This window comes from Bradyrhizobium sp. (genome assembly GCF_049519115.1).
Classification (GTDB): Bacteria; Pseudomonadota; Alphaproteobacteria; order Rhizobiales; family Xanthobacteraceae; genus Bradyrhizobium.
Genome location: NZ_JBEKRB010000023.1, coordinates 110,133 through 125,246, shown reverse-complemented (window position 1 = coordinate 125,246; position 15,114 = coordinate 110,133). Strand labels below are relative to the sequence as shown.

The window sequence follows — 15,114 nt, the reverse complement described above, 5'->3', positions numbered from 1 at the left end:
GCGACCCGCACCGAGGCGGCGAGGATTGGCGGCGTGACGCTGCAGATCATCCGGGACTGGGTGATGCGGTTTAATGCGCGGGGGGCTGCCGGCCTGCTTGACGGCAAATCGCCAGGTCAACCTGCAGCGAGTGACCGTACTCAGGCCACAGGTCCTCGAGGCGGAGCAACTGCTCTGCCTGACCAGGCGTGAGTTCGTTCAAATCGACCATCGAGTGTCCTGTACCCTATCGAGAAGTTTCCAAATAAGGTAACAGGTGCGTAGAGTCAAGTACGCACAGGTGCGTAAGTTTGGGTCGGCTTTGCCTCGGCCGGTTGGCCGTGCATCATGGTTAAGCAGCCGAATCAGGGGAATTTAGGTGGCGAAGAAGAGCGAGCCGGCGAAACCGAAACGACCGAGCGGGCCGCGCGCGCCGGCCGGCAAGCACGCTTTGACGGTCATCATCTCCGAAAAGACGATTGAAGAAGCCAAGATCAAGGCGATCCGGGAAAAGACCAACGTCTCCCAGGTGGTAGCGGAACTGCTCGATGGCTGGCTGTCGGGGCTCTACAAGCTGAAGCCGTGACCTTCTTTAACCTGCACTGACGAAGAACCTCTTGGCGGTCGCGAGGCCGATGCCGCTGCTGCCTTCCGTGACGACGGCGATCTTGTTTTTCAGTAAAGACATTTTGTTTCCTTCCGCGCCCGTCAATGTTCGAGCCCAACGGCGCTACCGTTGTGAGCATCGACGGGCGCCGTATCGCGACTTTGGCGCAGTTCCTCCTTTAGTTCTTCCACTTCCCGTTCCAAGCGTTCGATGCGATGGAGAGTGTAGTCAAAGCTGGAGTAATCCATCGCTTCTATCCAGGCGAAAACGGCCGCGAGCGCGCGACGAAGTTTCCCCTGCTCTGGGACCAGATGGTTCGCTGTGTCTGTCATTGGCTCCTCAGATCAAACTTCGATGCATTTCGCGTACTGCCCTCAGAGCTGCGACCAGCCCCCGTCGACCGGAAGTTCGACGCCGGTCATGAAGGTCGCGTCGAACGCGAGGAAGAGGACGGCCTTGGCGAGTTCCTCCGCCGTTCCGAAGCGCTTCATCGGAATGGCCTCGGTCATCTGCGCTATGAGATGGGCGGCCAGGTCTTTATCGGGCATCGACTTGGCGGCGATCGGCGTGTCGGTGGGGCCGGGCGACACTGCGTTGACGCGAATCCCCCGAGGAAGCAACTCAGCGGCGAACATCCGGGCGAAGTTTCGCAGCGCAGCCTTGGCCCCTCCATATGCGGCGAGCATGGGCATCCCCTTGACGTTTGCGGTCGAGGTCGTGAGGACGATGGAACCGCCGCGAGTGATCAGCGGCGAAAGTTTCTGTACCGCGAAAAACGGTCCCTTGGCGTTCAGGTTGAACATCTCGTCGAAGGTCGCCTCGGTCGTTTGCTCGAGCGGGGCGAAGAGACTGAACCCGGCATTGACGAAGAGCAGGTCCAAGGTGCCGAACTCGGCCTTCGCCCGAACGGCGAGGGCGTCGAGGTCCGTCAACGAACGCGCGTCGCTCGAAATCACGATGGCGTCCTTTCCAATCTCCTTCTCGGCCGAATCGAGGCCGGCCTGCGACCGCCCCGTCACCAGAACGCGCGCACCCCCATCGAGGAGCATCTTCGCCGTCGAGAGCCCTATGCCGCTCGTGCCGCCGATGATCACCACTTTTTTATCTTGGTATCGTTGCATGCGTATTCTCCTCGCGACGTCAGGGTCGCTTTGCTGATTTTGAACTGTTTGGTTTGTTAATAGATACAGTGGACGCGGTCAAGGCAATTTTGAACTAGTCGTTTCAAAATACCGTGGGACCCTGTGGACCACGTTGCTCCGCAACCGCATGCTGAGTCTGGTCACCGCGACCATTCCGCCGCGACGGCGCTCCTTCAGGACGCCGCGCTCAATAATGTTGGGTAAGACACGTCGATGCTAGTTCTGCCGGTGCTATTTCGCGACGCCTGCATTGACGAACAGGACGTCGATGCGGCCATGCTTTTTTTTCACTTCCGCCACAAGCGATTTTACTGCAGTCGGGCACCAAGCGTCGGAAGAGATCACCTCGATGCCCGGCACATACTGACGGGCTGCTGCGACAGTTTGAGGATCCGAACCGGTGTCGATCACCGTCGCTCTTCGGCCTTGAACAGCGGCTCACCCCGCCTTGTGATGAGTTGCCAAATAGTGAGGCCAACGGCCACCTCGACAGTCGTCACATAAAAGGCAACAATCAGCCAAGGTGCTCCGTTTAAGTCGCCCATGGTGCCGGCGCGGATAGAACTAATGGTGCCAGACCCGAAATCCAGAACTGTCTCGATGACGAGTAGCCATATAAGGGCGATCGACAAACGCAGACGCGAATGGAGGCAGAATAGGATCACCAGCGCCAGCGCCCACCCAACAAGATCGCCGATGACAATCTGATCACGAACAGCATTGGGCATTTTCATGCCGGCGTCTTGTGAGGAATAAACCGCGAGAGCCAGGGTTCGTCCCAAATGGACGGCAGTCAATGCCATCAGGGCGCTTGCGCGGCTAAGGTTTCGTAGTCGCGGTACAACGTACCACACCGCCAGAGCAATGAATGCGCCCGTGTTTAAAACCTGGGCCATATACATGGCTATCTCGGCATTCATGGTTTTTAACCCTTCCTGTGGACTATTGCAGCGACCGCTGCATGGATTATGGCTACGACAAGTCGACGCCTGAGACCTTGACGATGGCCTGCCACGCGGCTTCCTGGTTGGCGCGATCGTGAAAATGTGGCTGGCGCATCGCCTCCATCGGGCCGGTGAACTTCTTGGGCGCCGAGGCGAAGAATTGCCCCGAGACGTCGGTTCCGAACGCCGATGCCTGAAGGTAGCGACGGACTGCGGTCTCAGGAGAGTGAGACATGCCGGGGATAAGCTTCATCAGCGGAACCATCAGCCACTTCAAGGCAGGGCCAGCGTTTCGCATGCCCTGGGTGTCGGGCGTGCTGCCAGGCGAGACGGCGTATACGGCCATGCCGGGCGGTAGCCGGCGCGACAGCGCCGCCGCCCACCAAGCGGCGATGAGTTTCACGTCGGAGTGCGCCCGGCGGGGCTCGTACTTCACGCTCGGTCCGCTGCGCAGCAGGGCTTCCACCGCAGCGCTTCGGTCGCGATGGTGTTGCGTGGCCGCTAGGGCCGCCACGTCGGTGTAGGGAAACAAGGGTACGTCCCCTCGGGCGGATTCCGAGCCGGCGATAACAATCCGCGCGTTGGGGCTCAGCAGGTTGGCGCGGAGCAACCCGACGGTCAGTTGATGATGGCCGATGAGCGGGGCCTGAGTCGACTCGATGCCCGTCGCCGTGAGCACGCGCTCCTTACCTCCGATCCACCCTGCGTTTAGCAGTAGGAAATCGACCGGCTTACCTACCCTGACCAGCTCGGCGAGTGCGGATTGGACGCTGGTCGGCGTGTCCAGATCCAGCTCCAGCGGCGTGAAAACCTGTGTCTTGGTCTCAGCCGCGAGCTGAGCGGCCGTTTCCTGGACCCGAGCCAAGCTGCGCCCGGTGACGACGATCTCGCGCCAGCCCTCTCCGGCAAGAGCGCGGGCCGCCGCATAACCGAGCCCGGAGGTGGCGCCGGTGACGAGAGCGATCGAATGGCTCATAAGTGGTTCCTTGGTGAAAGAGAAGGCTGAACCGGTCTCCGAGGACCGTCTTGATATTTTTGAACTGTTTCGTTATGTATTGGCTGGATACTAATCACGGTCAAGGGATTTCGAACTAAATGTTTCAAAATGATGCCAAGCCCCGTGGTCGCCCGCGCAGTTTCGACGAGAGGGACGCGCTGGAAAAGGCGACCCAGGTCTTCTGGTCGAAGGGCTACGACGGCGTGACGATCGACGATCTCGTCGCCGGGATGGGCGTGGGACGGCCGAGCCTGTATTCGATCTTCGGAGACAAGCGGACGTTGTTCTTGCGCGTCCTTAAGGCGTATGCAGAGACGAAAGGCGCTCTCGCTGCGAAAGCACTCCTCTCGCCGCAGTCGCTTCGCGACTCGCTCATCAGCTTCCTGAGGTTCAACGTCGAAATTGCGACCGAGAAAGGATCCGCCCAGGGATGTCTTCTCGTGTGCGTCGCGCCGCTTGTGAACGACGCTGAGGTCCGGCAGTTCCTGCAGAAGGCGGTAGCTGGCGCCGTGGCGCTGGTAGAACGTCGTTTCCGGGACGGGATTAGCGCGGGAGAAATCCCGTCTGACTTTCCTGTAGCCGCCCGCGCGAGCCAGGTCATGGACCTTGCCCGCGGTCTGACGATGCGTGCGCAGATGGGCACGTCGCGTAAGACGCTCCTCAAAGACGCCGGGGAAGCGGCCGACTTGGTGCTCCTGCCGCGGGGTGGAAATCCAGAACGTTGATGCCGAAGGCGAAAAGGTCGGAGCGAGCAACTTGCGCTGGCGCCACTCGGTCCACACGGTTACCCATCACACACACCGTCCCAATCAAAACCCCGCCGTCGCCGGCGGGGTTTTGATTCGGGGGGACCTACTTTGATCGGGTAGGGGACCTATTATGCTCGGATTAGGGGACGTTTAATTAGGGGACGCATTATGCCCGGCGCTGCAGCCTCGGAGTCACGCCTGAAACAGGCGCTCGACGGATTATGTCAGATCACGAACACCCCGTCGTCGATCCGCACGTGTCGCACTTCATGCAGGTACCGTTACGCACCAGCGTGAAGTTGCCGCACTCCGAGCACATCTCGCCCTCGTAGCCTTTGGCTTTCGCCTCGGCGCGGCGTTCGGCCTTGGAGGGATGAGCGGCCGTGGCCGCGCCCGCCTTGCTCCATTGCAGCGCCTCGAGCTTTTCGGTCGGTGAGAGGTCGTGTTGCGCTTCCTGCTTCAGCGCGACCGCGCCTTCCACGGTGTCGGACACGCGGCCGTGGCCGCCAGCGGGAGACAGCGACGTCACCTTGCTGCCGCCCGAGGGAGCGGAGTCCGAACCCGCGCTGACCACAGCACTTCCGCCGCGCATCACCACGAGATTGTCGGTCCGCGAACGTGTCAGCCCCTTGGAGAGATATTTGTTCGCCTGATGGTGACCGTGGCTCTCGGGGTCCTTGCCTTCCTCGACACCCTTGCCGAGCGCGTCGAAGCCGCTTTCGGTCGGATCGACATGGGCGAGGTCGAAGCGCGACATGTAGCTGACCGCGAGTTCGCGGAAGACATAGTCGAGGATCGAGGTCGCATACTTGATGGAGTCGTTGCCCTGCACCGGGCCCGCCGGCTCGAAGCGGGTGAAGGTGAAGGCATCGACATATTCTTCCAGCGGCACGCCGTACTGAAGTCCCAGTGAAACCGCGATCGCGAAGTTGTTGATGAAAGAACGCAGCGCCGCGCCTTCCTTGTGCATGTCGATGAAGATCTCGCCGATGCGGCCGTCGTCATATTCGCCGGTTCGCAAGTAAACCTTGTGCCCGCCGACCACGGCCTTCTGGGTGTAGCCCTTGCGGCGATCCGGCATCTTCTCGCGCTCGCGCATCACGATAATGCGTTCGACGAGTTTTTCGACGATCTTTTCCGAGACCTGCGCGGTCCGCGCGGCCATCGGCTTGTCGTAGTACGCCTCGACCGTATCGTCCTCGTCGTCATCGTCACTGATGAGCTGCGAGTTGAGCGGCTGCGACAGCTTCGAGCCGTCGCGGTAGAGCGCGTTGGCCTTCAGCGCCAGTTTCCAGGACAAGAGATACGCCGATTTGCAATCCTCGACGGTGGCGTCGTTCGGCATGTTGATGGTTTTGCTGATCGCGCCCGAGATGAACGGCTGGGAGGCCGCCATCATACGGATGTGGCTTTCGACCGACAGATAGCGCTTGCCGATCTTGCCGCAGGGGTTGGCGCAGTCGAACACCGGATAATGCTCGGCCTTCAGGTGCGGCGCGCCTTCCACCGTCATCGCACCGCAGATGTGGACGTTAGCGGCCTCGATCTCGCGCTTGGTGAAGCCGAGCGCGGTGAGCAGGTCGAAATTCGGTGCCGCAATGGCTTCTAGCCCAATGCCGAGCTGGTCGCGGATGAAATCCTCGCCGAAGGTCCACTTGTTGAAGGCGAATTTGATGTCGAACGCGGTCGGGAGCGCCTTTTCCACTTTCGCAATGGCTTCGTCGGTGAAGCCTTTGGCCTTCAAGGTTGACGCGTTGATGCCGGGCGCATTCGAGAGCGAACCAAGACCGACGGCATAGGCCTCGATCTCGGCGATCTCGCTTTCGCGATAGCCGAGCGCGCGTAGCGCCGCCGGCACCGCCTGGTTGATGATCTTGAAGTAGCCGCCGCCGGCGAGCTTCTTGAATTTCACCAGCGCGAAATCCGGCTCGATGCCGGTGGTGTCGCAATCCATGACCAGACCGATCGTGCCGGTTGGCGCCAGCACAGTCGTTTGCGCGTTGCGGAAGCCGTTGGCCTCTCCAAGCGCCAGCGCATCGTCCCACGCCTTGGTCGCACGCGCGATCAAATCGGCTTGCGGGCAGGAGGCGTGGTCGAGCGGCACCGGGCTCACCGCCAGCGCCTCATAGCCGGACGCGTTGCCGTGCGCGGCGTTGCGGTGGTTGCGGATCACCCGAAGCATGTGCGCGGAATTCTTCTTGTAGCCGGGGAAGGTGCCGAGTTCGCCCGCCATCTCCGCTGAAGTCTTGTAGGCAACGCCGGTCATGACTGCTGTGAGTGCGCCGCAGAGCGAGCGGCCTTCCTTGCTGTCGTAAGGAAGACCCATGGTCATCAGGAGACCGCCGATATTGGCGAAGCCGAGGCCTAGCGTGCGGAACTCGTAGGAGAGTTCGGCGATCGCGCGCGAGGGGAATTGCGCCATCATCACGGAGATCTCGAGCACCAGCGTCCAGAGCCGGCAGAGATGCTCGTAGGATGCGACGTCGAAGGTCTTGGACTGGATGTCGTAGAACGTCAGCAGGTTGGCGGACGCCAGGTTGCACGCCGTGTCGTCCAGGAACATGTATTCCGAGCACGGATTGGACGCGCGGATGTCGCCGGAGGCTTTACAGGTGTGCCAGTCGTTCATCGTGGTGTTGAAGTGCAGGCCGGGATCGGCCGACGCCCAGGCGGCGTAACCGATTTTCTCCCAGAGATCGCGGGCCTTGAGGGTTTTCGTCACCTTCTTGGTGGTGCGGCCGATGAGATTCCAATTCCCATCCGTTTCTACCGCGCGCAAAAAGTCGTCCTTCAGCGATACCGAGTTGTTGGAGTTCTGGCCGGACACCGTGAGATAGGCTTCGGAATCCCAGTCGGTGTCGTAGATGTCGAAGTTGATGTCCTTGTAGCCTTGCTTGGCGAACTGGATCACGCGCTTGATGTAGTTGTCGGGCACGAGCGAGCGGCGCGCGAGCTTGATCTCGCGGCGTAGCGCCGGGTTCTTCTCCGGATCGAAGCAGTCGTCGCCCGAACCTTCGCAGTTCACCGCCGCCTTCATCACGGCCTTGAGGTGCTTCTGGTTGATCTTGGAGCCGGTGACTAGAGCTGCAACCTTCTGCTCCTCCTTCACCTTCCAGTCGATATAAGTCTCGATATCCGGATGGTCGGCGTCGACCACGACCATCTTGGCGGCGCGGCGCGTGGTGCCGCCCGATTTGATCGCGCCCGCGGCGCGGTCGCCGATCTTGAGGAAGCTCATCAGGCCCGACGAGCGGCCGCCACCGGAAAGCTTTTCGCCTTCGCCGCGCAGCCGCGAGAAGTTCGAGCCGGTGCCGGAGCCATATTTGAACAGGCGCGCCTCGCGCACCCACAGGTCCATGATGCCGCCCTCGTTGACGAGGTCGTCACTGACGCCCTGGATGAAGCAGGCATGCGGCTGCGGATGTTCGTAGGACGATTTGGACTTGGTCAGTTTGCCGGTGAAGGGATCGACATAATAATGGCCCTGGCCGGGGCCATCGACACCGTAGGCCCAGTGAAGCCCGGTGTTGAACCATTGCGGCGAGTTCGGTGCGACCATCTGCTTGGCCAGCATGAAGCGCAGTTCGTCATAGAAGGCGCTGGCGTCTTCTTCCGAGGAGAAATACTTGCCCTTCCAGCCCCAATAGGTCCAGCAGCCGGCGAGGCGATCGAACACCTGCTTGGCGGAGAGTTCGCTGACGAAACGCTCGTTTTCAGGCAGGGCCGCAAGCGCCTCGGTGTCGGGCACCGAACGCCACAGCCAGGACGGCACGGTCTCTTCCTCGACCTTCTTCAGCCGCGCGGCAACGCCGGCTTTACGGAAATACTTCTGCGCCAGGACGTCGGAGGCGACCTGCGACCAGAAGCCGGGCACCTCGACGTTTTCCAGGCGGAACACCACCGAGCCGTCGGGATTGCGGATCTCAGATGTCGTCAATCTGAAATCAATCCGTGCATAGGGTGACTGGCCCGCAGTGGTATTACGCCGTTCGATTCGCATGGTCGTGCCCCGTTCTTTTTAGGCCGGCCGCCGCCGCGGCTGCCGGGATGTTTTCCTTGAGCGATCCTGCAAGGCCACGCGCCTGGTGGCCAAAAGTCCCGCACGCTACTGCCGGTGGATCCGGCCCTTTTCTCTGACGGTTCAACCCTCGGTGCGAGCACCAACGGCTGAACCGGTTCATGGATCACTCAAAAACGGAAGCTCCCCAGCCGCCGTTTCAGATCCATGTACTCAACGCCCCAACTCAAAACTGTGAGCCATTTTGGCTCGTTTTTTCGCGTCCGAATAATCCCTGGATGAGGGACAAAAAGGCCCGCATCCGCTGCCTCGACCGGCTGACGGAGTGGTCAATTTGGAACCCTTCAGGGAGTGACCGGCGGGACCCAAACACACTCGCGCCGAACGACAGAAAGCTAGGACGACTCCAACGCGCCCGTCAAGGATTAGTACGAGTTCCTGAATCAAATACTAAATATGGTGGGAAGCGGGGAAAACCAGGGGGCATCGCCCGCACCTGATGGGGCCAAGTATCAGTGAGTCCTCAGGGATTCCCAAGCGAAAAAAAGTCGCTGGCGACGGGGATGTAGACTTCGCCCCGCTGTTCACAGGGGCAACTATTTATTGTGCCCCACATCTTGCCTGGCGGAGACTCACCTGGGGCTACGGCCATCTCGCCCCTATGTCCGGTCAGGTATACGTCCCTGACCATGGTTTGAGCACCCGATCGGCGGCAAGGTAGCCGCGTTGGTGGCAACGCGGTCGCCGATTCTCACTGGTTTCCCCCCATGGCATCTTCCGACCAGCCGGGCGCGACAGCGCGCATCGCGCCCGCAGGGCTAGCCTTCCTTGCGATGACCTCGATCGGCTGGGGATTCAACTGGCCGATCACCAAGTTCCTGCTCGGCTATCTGCCGCCGCTGACACTGCGCGGCAGCACAGGCGTGATCGGTGCCGCTCTGTTGGCGATCCTCGCGCTGTTGTGGGGCCAGAACCTGCGGGTGCCGCGCGCGATGTGGCCGCGCCTCGTACTGGCGGCCGTCCTCAATGTCGGCTGCTGGATGGTGCTGATGGGATTTGCGCTGGTGTTTCTTCCCGCCAGCGAAGCCGCGCTGATCGCCTACACCATGCCGGTCTGGGCCTCAATCCTGGCGTGGCCGATCCTCGGCGAGCGGCCGAACTGGTTGCGGGTGCTCTCGCTGGTGATGGCGTTTGCCGGCTTGTGTGCGATTCTCGGCGGCAACGGCGTTGCGGCGAGCCTGTCGAAACTGCCGGGAATCCTGTTTGCGCTGGGCGGAGCGATCGGCTTTGCCGTTGGCGCGGTTCTGGCCAAGAAGCTGCCTTTGAATTTGCCGCCGGTGTCGGCGGCAGCCTGGCAGATCGGAATCGGCTGTTTACCGGTCTCGATCGCCGGTTTTCTGTTCGAGACTTCCAATTTTTCCGGGTTGACCGGCACCGACTGGCTCCTGTTCGGCTATTCGACCGTCGTCCAGTTCTGCATTGCCTATGTTTGCTGGTTTGCGGCGCTGGTGCGGCTGCCGGCGTCTGTTGCGGCGATCGGCACCATGGCGGTTCCCGTCATCGGCGTGATGACGTCAGCCGTCGCACTGCACGAGCCGCTCGGCCTCGGCCAGATCGCGGCCCTTCTGTTCACGCTTGCGGGTGTGGCACTCGCGACGCAATCCTGAAACGCACCCGCCTTACGGGCAAGGATGCGCCAACCCGTCGTCGCCGTTATAGGTGCCCGACTGCGGGTCGTAGGAGGAAGAAGCCTGCGCGCAGTTGCTGGCATTGACGTCGGCGAGCGGTGAGGGCCCGGTCGCAGGACCGCCGTCGGAATACTGGTCGTTTCCGGGTGCGTCATAGGTCGGCGCTCCATAGTAATAAGTCGACGGCACGCCGACGACGATGATACGGGCGTCCCGTCGGCCGGATTCATGGCCGCGATCATGGCCTTGATCGCCCACGTGGCCAATCTCTTCCGCGTGCCCGATCGCAACGGACGGCGCTGATGGCACGACGCGCGGCGGCAACGCCTGCGCGGCAGGGGCTGCGACCACCGTGCCGGTCTGAAGGGGTCTCATCGGCGGACGGGGCAGGGCATTCACATGGGCCGGGTGGCCGGCACCTCGATATTCGGCGTGGTTTGCGGCGGGCGCGGCCATCGCCAGAACCAGGGCGATTGCCGTGGCGGCGCCAAAACCTTTTGCGTGGATTGATGAGATGGTCATGGTCGGCTCCTTGACTTGCTCGAAAGATCCACCCCTCCCGAGGGCTGATGTTCCCGAGTCGCAACGACGCGTGCACTTAAAGTGATGAAATCGCGCCGTTGGCTGGGCGGAACGAACGGTCGGGCCAATGACGCGGCTGTGATGACGGCCTTGCCCGGGAAGACCCTCAAGCCTGCCGCGCAGGCCTGCTGGGCAATGCCCAACTGGACAATTCGGCACGCAGGTGGCATCAGAACGGCATCGCACAACAAGGCGGCTTGGCCCGATGAAGCAGTTCTTCCTCAAAGTGTTCACCTGGTGGAACGGCCAGACTTTCGGCACGCAGCTATGGACCTGGCGGTTCGGCGAGCTGGTTGGCGAGGACGAGCAGGGCAACCGTTACTACCGCACCGCGGGCCGCAAGATCGATCCGACGCTCGGCTTCGAGCGCCGCTGGGTGGTCTATAATGGCTATGCCGAGGCGACCCGCATTCCTCCGTCCTGGCACGGCTGGATCCATCACACGGTCGACGTCGCCCCCACGGAAGAAAACTACACGCCGCGGGAGTGGGAAAAGCCGCATGTGCCGAACATGACCGGCACGCCCAACGCCTATCGCCCATCGGGCTCGACGCTGGCGAGCGGCCGAAGGCCCAAGGCCACCGGCGATTACCAGCCGTGGACTCCCGGAAACTGAACTCGAAACTGAGTTCGCACCACCGCGCCATCATTTTCGATTTCGACGGCGTGCTTGCCGACAGCGAGGTGCTGTCCAACACCGTGATCGCCGAGATCGTCACCGAATTGGGCGTACCTACGACGGTGGACGACGCCTACCGCACCTTCATGGGCAAGCGGCTTTCTGAAGTGATCGAGACCATCGAAGCCGTGACCGGCCGCAAGCTGCCTCCGGATTTCACTGACGCCTATCAGCTCAGGACGTTCGAGGCCTTTCGCGCTCGTCTGACACCGGTCGGCGGCGCGCGCGAATTTCTCGAGAAATTCCTCGGGATTTGGCGCAAGGTGCCGCGTTGCATTGCCTCGTCATCGTCACCCGAGCGGCTGGCGTTGAGCCTTGAGGTGCTGAACATGACGCCGCTGTTCGAAGGGCGGGTGTTCAGCGCCTCGAACGTCGCCCGCGGCAAACCGCATCCCGACATCTTCCTGCATGCGGCCGAACAACTCGGCTTCGCACCCGCCGATTGCATCGTGATCGAGGATAGTGTTGGCGGCGTTACCGCAGGGCACGCCGCGGGCGCAACCGTAATCGGGTTCACCGCGGCGGGCCATATCCAGCCCGGCCATGATGTGAAGTTGAGAAAAGCCGGCGCCGATCATGTGGTGGCTTCGTTTGCAGAACTCGATCGCGTGATCCGTCCGTTGTTGGGCGTGGACTCATAAGCGGCGGCCACGCCGTCACGTCAGAGGTAGCCGAGAATCGTATGCAACGCCGCGAGCGACGGCGTTAGACGAGGTGGGTCGCAGCCGGCTTTCGGACGCCAGTCAGGCGGCTTTGGTTGCGACGCCGTCCAGTTGCTTGATGACATCGTCGGACAAGGCGATTTCGGTCGCCGTCAGATTTTCCTTCAAATGCGCCATCGATGAGGTGCCGGGAATGAGAAGGATATTGGGCGCGCGACGAAGCAGCCAGCCGAGCGCGACCTGCATCGGGGTCGCGCCAAGTCGCGCGGCAACGTCAGACAAGACCGACGATAGCAGCGGATTGAAACCGCCGAGCGGGAAGAACGGCACATAGGCGGTGCCGGCGCGCGCGAGGTCGTCGATCAGCTTGTCGTCGTCGCGGTGCGCCAGATTGTAGTAATTCTGCACGCAAACGATCTCGCAAATCTTGCGTCCTTCCGCGACCTGCGTCGGTGTGACGTTGCTGAGCCCAATGTGACGTATCAGGCCTTTGCGCTGCAGGTCGGCGAGGGCGGAGAGCGGCGCTTCAAGCGATCCTTCGGCGGGGCCATGTACGTCGAACATGCTGCGCAGGTTGACGACGTCGAGCACGTCCAGCCCGAGATTGCGAAGGTTGTCGTGCACGGCTTGGGTCAGTTCAGCCGGTGACATCGCCGGAATCCACGATCCATCGGCGCCGCGCCGGGCGCTGACTTTTGTGACGATGGTGAGGTCGTCCGGGTAGGGGTGCAGCGCCTCGCGGATAATCTGGTTCGTGACGTGGGGCCCGTAGAAATCGCTGGTGTCGATGTGGTTCACGCCTTGCGCGACGGCCTCGCGCAGGACGGCTACTGCCGCGCTGCGGTCCTTGGGCGGGCCGAAAACGCCGGGCCCTGCCAGCTGCATGGCGCCATAGCCGAGGCGATAAACGGTGCGGTCGCCGAGCGTGAAAGTCCAGGATTTCTGAACACTGGTCATGGTCGATCTCCTTAGGGTGTGACCAGCCCTAGCTAGACCTTGCCAGCATGCACGAAAATGGGCACAGTTCGTACAGGTCGTACGAAAAACCGAACAATGAAAGCCAACCTCGCTGATCTCAATGCATTCGTATCAGTGGCCCGCGCCGGTGGTTTTCGCGATGGCGCCCGCACGAGTGGCGTTAGCGCATCCGGGCTGAGCGAGGCGGTTCGCAGGCTGGAGGCGCAGCTCGGCGTCAGGCTCCTCAACCGGACCACGCGCAGTGTCGTTCCGACCGAGGCGGGCGAGCGCCTGCTGGAGCGGCTGACCCCGGCGCTGAGCGAGGTCGAAGCCGCCATCGATGTGGTCCATGGCCTGGGTAAACGGCCGGCGGGTACGCTAAAACTGAATGTTCCGGTCAGCGCGGCCCGGCTGGTGCTGCCAGCGATTGTGCCGAGGTTTCTCGCCGCCTATCCGGACATTCGCCTGGAGGTCATCGCCGAGGAGAATTTCGTCGACGTGCTCGCGGCCGGTTGCGACGCCGGCATCCGCTATGACGAGCGGCTGGAGCAGGACATGATTGCGGTGCCGATCGGGCCGCGTCAGCAGCGCTTCGCCCTCGGTGCCGCCCCGGCCTATCTCAAGCGACGCGGACGACCTGAGCACCCGCGCGATCTGCTCAATCATACGTGTCTGCAGGGGCGGTTTCCGAGCGGCGCGACGGTGGGTTGGGAGTTCGAGCGCGATGGTGAAGTCGTCAAGGTCGACGTGACGGGGCCGCTGACGGTGACCGTCGGCGGCGCCACCGATCTGCTCGTCGACGCCGCGATCGCGGGCACCGGCATCGTGCCTTTGTTCGAGGACTGGCTGCGCCCGCACTTTGAAAGCGGCGCGCTCCAACCGGTTCTCGAACCCTGGTGGCAGCGTTTCGCGGGGCCGTATCTCTATTACCCCGGACGGCGGCTTGTGCCGGCGCCACTGCGGGCCTTTGTCGATTTCATCAAGGCATCGGCCGACAAGGTTTAGCGTCAGTCGAAACGCAAACCACGTGGTATTGCGCTGCCCACGTGCCTGTGAACAACGGGATCAACGGGGACATCAAGGACAGCGCCGTTGCGCCACGTCTAGGGCGATGGCTTAGTAGGGTCATCTTACGGAGATGGGAAACCACCGCGGACGGATCGGGCAACAGCTCGCGACTGACCCGATAAGCAGCGGCTTCCGATCAGGATGAGCCGGGAGATAGGCCCCCGGATACGACGTCCTGAGATCGCCCGTTTAAATGTGAGGCTGCCGTGAGACAGGAAAGGCCGTCCGGGAAACCGGGCGGCCTTTTTCTTTACGGCTGTGGCTATTGCGCGGGAGAAAGTCACGGAAAATATTTGCGGTAGATCGCCTGGAACGCCTCGGTCTGCTTGAACTGCTTCAACGCGCGCGAGAACGCATCGACGAACGTTGGATCGACGCACCCCCTAATGAAGCAGACGTAAACGCCTTCTTCGTTCGCGCTGCGGGACAACAGCGGCTCGATCTTTCCAGATAACCCCATTGCGACGATTTCCCCCATCGCGCTGGAGAGGTTTACGACCGCATAATCGACGCGGTCGGCTGCCAGCATGCGGAGGCTTTCGGCGCCGCTGGCCGTTTGGACCATGTTGTGATGCTCGCGCAAGAATTTCCACAGCTCGGGCGACACGGTCGGCTGTTCGAACAAGCCAGGAACCGGTCCGCGGACAGCGACGTCGTGTCCCACGAGATCGTCAAACGACGAAAATTTGAGCTTCCCGACGTCAGACTTGCGTATGAAGAGGACCCATCTTGTTTGGCCCAGCGGCTCGTCCGGGAAGGAGCAGATTTGCTCTCGTTCGCTGGTGCGAAAGGTGCTGAATATTCCGTTGGCCTCGCCCCGGACGATCATCATCCAATCGCGATTAAAGGGGAGAGCCTCAAAGGAGGCGTCCCGGCCCATGGCGGCGAACACCTGCCTGAGGACTTCGACACTGAGTCCCGGCGCTTCGTCATCGTCCAGGTTCTCGAAGGGCAGCAGACGTTCGGTGACGAGCCGCAATGGTTCCGCCGCCGGTGCACGTCCACCAAACGCGCAGATAACGGCAATTGCCGCGCACAGAAG

The 15,114-nt window shown here is 61.9% G+C and carries 16 protein-coding genes and 1 pseudogene; 7 read left to right on the top strand and 10 right to left on the bottom strand.

Features of this window, described 5'->3' with window-relative positions; genetic code table 11:
• Together ABSE61_RS18900 and ABSE61_RS18895 are read left to right on the top strand one after the other, a co-directional pair.
• On the top strand, nt 1-192 hold a 192-nt coding region (locus ABSE61_RS18900; protein ID WP_423872644.1), incomplete at its 5' end, for a helix-turn-helix domain-containing protein.
• Between the two features lie 166 nt (nt 193-358).
• Nucleotides 359-565, top strand: coding sequence for a hypothetical protein (locus ABSE61_RS18895; protein WP_423872643.1), 207 nt, complete (start codon nt 359-361; stop codon nt 563-565).
• A 24-nt stretch (nt 566-589) separates the two neighbouring features.
• Here ABSE61_RS18895 and ABSE61_RS18890 read toward each other — a convergent pair.
• From ABSE61_RS18890 to ABSE61_RS18865, 6 genes and pseudogenes are all read right to left on the bottom strand, one after another.
• Nucleotides 590-667: pseudogene (locus tag ABSE61_RS18890) on the bottom strand (oxidoreductase); the annotation flags it as partial.
• Nucleotides 668-687: 20 nt separating this feature from the next.
• On the bottom strand, nt 688-918 hold the full coding sequence (locus tag ABSE61_RS18885; RefSeq protein WP_423872642.1) for a hypothetical protein: 231 nt from the start codon (nt 916-918) through the stop codon (nt 688-690).
• 42 nt (nt 919-960) lie between these two features.
• Nucleotides 961-1,683, bottom strand: a complete 723-nt coding sequence (locus tag ABSE61_RS18880) for an SDR family oxidoreductase (RefSeq protein WP_423872641.1) — start codon at nt 1,681-1,683, stop codon at nt 961-963.
• A gap of 276 nt (nt 1,684-1,959) precedes the next feature.
• On the bottom strand, nt 1,960-2,139 hold the full coding sequence (locus ABSE61_RS18875; protein WP_423872640.1) for an SDR family oxidoreductase: 180 nt from the start codon (nt 2,137-2,139) through the stop codon (nt 1,960-1,962).
• The gene (locus ABSE61_RS18870) at nt 2,136-2,648 is read right to left on the bottom strand and encodes a DUF8737 domain-containing protein (protein WP_423872639.1); all 513 of its coding nucleotides are present in this window, start codon (nt 2,646-2,648) and stop codon (nt 2,136-2,138) included. Before ABSE61_RS18870 ends, ABSE61_RS18875 begins: the two co-directional genes overlap by 4 nt.
• A gap of 52 nt (nt 2,649-2,700) precedes the next feature.
• Entirely contained in the window at nt 2,701-3,648 is a 948-nt protein-coding gene (locus tag ABSE61_RS18865; RefSeq protein WP_423872638.1) for an SDR family NAD(P)-dependent oxidoreductase, read from the bottom strand.
• 119 nt (nt 3,649-3,767) lie between these two features.
• On the opposite strand from ABSE61_RS18865, the gene ABSE61_RS18860 reads away from it, so the two are divergent.
• Nucleotides 3,768-4,394 carry a TetR/AcrR family transcriptional regulator gene (locus ABSE61_RS18860; RefSeq protein ID WP_423872637.1) on the top strand — a complete coding sequence of 209 codons (627 nt, stop codon included), beginning with the start codon at nt 3,768-3,770 and terminating at the stop codon, nt 4,392-4,394.
• Between the two features lie 253 nt (nt 4,395-4,647).
• Here ABSE61_RS18860 and ABSE61_RS18855 read toward each other — a convergent pair whose 3' ends face one another.
• Nucleotides 4,648-8,418 (bottom strand): vitamin B12-dependent ribonucleotide reductase, encoded by a 3,771-nt coding sequence (locus ABSE61_RS18855; protein ID WP_423872636.1) that lies wholly within the window; start codon nt 8,416-8,418, stop codon nt 4,648-4,650.
• A gap of 785 nt (nt 8,419-9,203) precedes the next feature.
• On the opposite strand from ABSE61_RS18855, the gene ABSE61_RS18850 reads away from it, so the two are divergent.
• Nucleotides 9,204-10,103: a DMT family transporter gene (locus tag ABSE61_RS18850; protein WP_423872635.1), complete on the top strand. Its 900-nt coding sequence runs from the start codon at nt 9,204-9,206 to the stop codon at nt 10,101-10,103.
• A gap of 12 nt (nt 10,104-10,115) precedes the next feature.
• Here the strand turns inward: ABSE61_RS18850 and ABSE61_RS18845 are convergent, their stop codons facing one another.
• Complete coding sequence (locus tag ABSE61_RS18845) at nt 10,116-10,646, bottom strand: BA14K family protein (protein ID WP_423872634.1); 531 nt, start codon at nt 10,644-10,646, stop codon at nt 10,116-10,118.
• Between the two features lie 265 nt (nt 10,647-10,911).
• Between ABSE61_RS18845 and ABSE61_RS18840 the strand changes: the two genes are divergently transcribed.
• On the top strand, nt 10,912-11,322 hold the full coding sequence (locus ABSE61_RS18840) for an NADH:ubiquinone oxidoreductase subunit NDUFA12 (RefSeq protein ID WP_423872633.1): 411 nt from the start codon (nt 10,912-10,914) through the stop codon (nt 11,320-11,322).
• On the top strand, nt 11,304-12,026 hold the full coding sequence (locus ABSE61_RS18835) for an HAD family hydrolase (RefSeq protein ID WP_423872632.1): 723 nt from the start codon (nt 11,304-11,306) through the stop codon (nt 12,024-12,026). Before ABSE61_RS18840 ends, ABSE61_RS18835 begins: the two co-directional genes overlap by 19 nt.
• Nucleotides 12,027-12,128: 102 nt before the next feature.
• Here the strand turns inward: ABSE61_RS18835 and ABSE61_RS18830 are convergent, their stop codons facing one another.
• Entirely contained in the window at nt 12,129-13,004 is an 876-nt protein-coding gene (locus ABSE61_RS18830) for an aldo/keto reductase family oxidoreductase (protein WP_423872631.1), read from the bottom strand.
• Between the two features lie 96 nt (nt 13,005-13,100).
• On the opposite strand from ABSE61_RS18830, the gene ABSE61_RS18825 reads away from it, so the two are divergent.
• On the top strand, nt 13,101-14,009 hold the full coding sequence (locus ABSE61_RS18825; RefSeq protein ID WP_423872630.1) for a LysR family transcriptional regulator: 909 nt from the start codon (nt 13,101-13,103) through the stop codon (nt 14,007-14,009).
• A gap of 343 nt (nt 14,010-14,352) precedes the next feature.
• Here the strand turns inward: ABSE61_RS18825 and ABSE61_RS18820 are convergent, their stop codons facing one another.
• Nucleotides 14,353-15,051, bottom strand: coding sequence for a substrate-binding periplasmic protein (locus tag ABSE61_RS18820; RefSeq protein WP_423872629.1), 699 nt, complete (start codon nt 15,049-15,051; stop codon nt 14,353-14,355).
• Nucleotides 15,052-15,114 lie beyond the last annotated feature (63 nt).